2 protein-coding genes and 1 pseudogene are annotated in these 2,423 nt (G+C 33.5%); all 3 read left to right on the forward strand.

What is annotated here, in order from left to right; genetic code table 11:
- Positions 1-297 (forward strand): hypothetical protein (locus ABID23_RS07715; RefSeq protein WP_354190892.1); only part of this gene is annotated, 297 nt, incomplete at its 5' end.
- 296 nt (positions 298-593) lie between these two features.
- On the forward strand, positions 594-905 hold the full coding sequence (locus ABID23_RS07720) for a hypothetical protein (RefSeq protein WP_354190894.1): 312 nt from the start codon (positions 594-596) through the stop codon (positions 903-905).
- Between the two features lie 63 nt (positions 906-968).
- Positions 969-1,720, forward strand: a pseudogene (locus ABID23_RS07725) (phage antirepressor KilAC domain-containing protein).
- Positions 1,721-2,423: the final 703 nt, after the last annotated feature.

Consider the following 2,423-nt stretch of genomic DNA (forward strand, 5'->3'; position numbering starts at 1 on the left):
TATGAGGAATTTGAAGGTGGTCAGTATCATGAGATGCCTGATAAAGTTGATTACAGTACCAAGGCTCAAGTGAAAGCTTGGATATATGGGGGTGGCATTCCGAAAAGCGTATTGAGTTGTGAAGCGTTGATAGACGAGGTGAATAGGGAAATCAAAAAACGTACAAAGAAAGATCGTTTGATTTATGAAATTACAGATGATGGTGAGAAGTGTTATTCACAAGCTTATGATATAGACAGTGAACTAGAAAAAGCACTTGATATTCAACTAGGTAGGTATCAAAATGAAAAAAAGTGAAAAAAATAAAAAATACGTATTGACTTTAAAGAAAGGTTCGTTTAGAAAGGTTGGCAAGTGCTTCAAAAACACTTAGCGATGAGCGGATAAACCACGATAAGGTTTTTCCCATTTCTTAAGATACTGACTTTCTTTTGTGCTGTTATTGGCATATAACGATTATGTCGGGTGTGGTCGCACCATACAATACTCTTATGAGAAAAGTGCGACGACGGACTTATCGCCGTGTTTTTGAGCACCCGGCGCCCTTGTGGGTTGTCAATCAAAAACTTTTATACGATAAGAAAGAATTTATCATGACAAAAAACGAAATAAAAATAACCACTGATTTCTTATGTGATTTGTGGATGGTAGTGTGTAAAGAAGCTAATAGTGAAAATATTGATATTGATACTGAAAATGAATATCACGTTTCTTTAGTAGAGCTTATGGGGGCTCTCGAAAAAGTCTTGTTTTTTAAATTACAAAACGAAATTCCAAATTTTACAAAAATCTTAGCAATCATGACAGAGTTTGGTCAATCCGAACCAATTGAATCAATAGTTTCATTGCTAAAAACTTATAATCCTATTTTTGATAATGTGCATAGCATCAATGAAGCTGCTTAAATAACGCTCGGGCGCGGCGGGGGCGCCTGCTTTTTAAATTCTATTAAATTTAATGGAAAAAAGATGTCACAATATTTAATTGATATAAATCAAACCAAAATCGATGGTGAATTAGTTCAAACTGTAAATGCTCGTGATTTGCACGCGTTTTTAGAGATAAAATCTGAATTTAGAAATTGGATAAAAAATCGCATTATTGGATAAAAAATCGCATTAAAGAGTGTAAGTTTCGTGAAAATATAGATTTTGTAACCGCGGTAAATTTTTACCGGGGTGCACAAATGAAAGAATATTACATTACATTAGACATGGCAAAACACCTTTCAATGATCGAGCGTAATGATAAAGGGCACGAAGCAAGAGAGTATTTTATCGAATGCGAGCGGCATGCAAAGCAGGCAGCAACACCACAAATCGATTACTCAAGTCCACAAGCAATGATTGGCTTTTTGAATTACTTACAAGGACAAATAGATCAAAAAGATACTATCATTGCAGAGTTAAAACCAAAAGCAATAGCTCTTGATGGTCTAAAGCGCTCGGATGGCTTGTTTGGTATTATAGAGGCAGCAAAAATATTGGAAGTAAAGCCTAAGGATTTATCAGATTACTTACGAAGATATGGTTGGGTTTACAAAAGAGTACCAAGCGGCCCATTATTACCATATCAAGATAAAATCCAAAAGGGATTAATGGATTGCACAGCCATTACTATTCAAAAAAATGATGGTACAGAAAAAACCGTACCATCAACTAAAATCACTTCCAAAGGATTAGCTTGCTTAAGAGAGCAAATCTATGGAAATATGCAATAATTAAAAGAAAGCCGTGTTCTTTAAGAACGCGGCTTTTTATGATCTATGACTTTTTAATTCTGAAAGATGCCTCTTTATTACACAAAACGTATAAAAATGCAAGCCTTAATACATAAAAACCGCATCAAAATGAATTGATACGGCTTTTGTATTCAAAACATTTATCGATAAGGAGATTCATTACGAAAAGTGAGGTAACAAATTACATATTTTGTGTATAAACGCAAGTGTGTTTTCTCTCAAATTGCATCTTAAAATGTATTATGATACCATTAATTTGCGGCGTTACAATGGCGTTGCATTTTAACCGTTCTTTAGGTTAAAACAATGTTCCTCTTTAAAGATATCACAAAAGCCGTGCCTTAAATGACACGGTTTTTTTTGTATATTACACTTGTAATTTTACACATAATGTACTACATTTTATATACAACTTGAGAAATTGTGGAAGCCTTGTTATGTATTTACGTAACAGGGCTTTCTTTTATACTAGAGGCTAGTTTTTTCTATTCAATTTAAATGCATTAAAGCCGTGCCAATTTCTTGACACGGCTTCTGTTTTGCAATGCATGACTGTTATCTTGTTATTCGAAAGTTACGAACGCTTTTTTATTGCACAAAACGTATCAAAACGCAATAAAAAAACAGCTTTTAAAGCTTAATCTTTTACATAAAAATATTGTTATTATTTATTGAAAATATT

This window comes from Bartonella silvatica (assembly GCF_040545155.1).
Lineage (GTDB): Bacteria > Pseudomonadota > Alphaproteobacteria > Rhizobiales > Rhizobiaceae > Bartonella > Bartonella silvatica.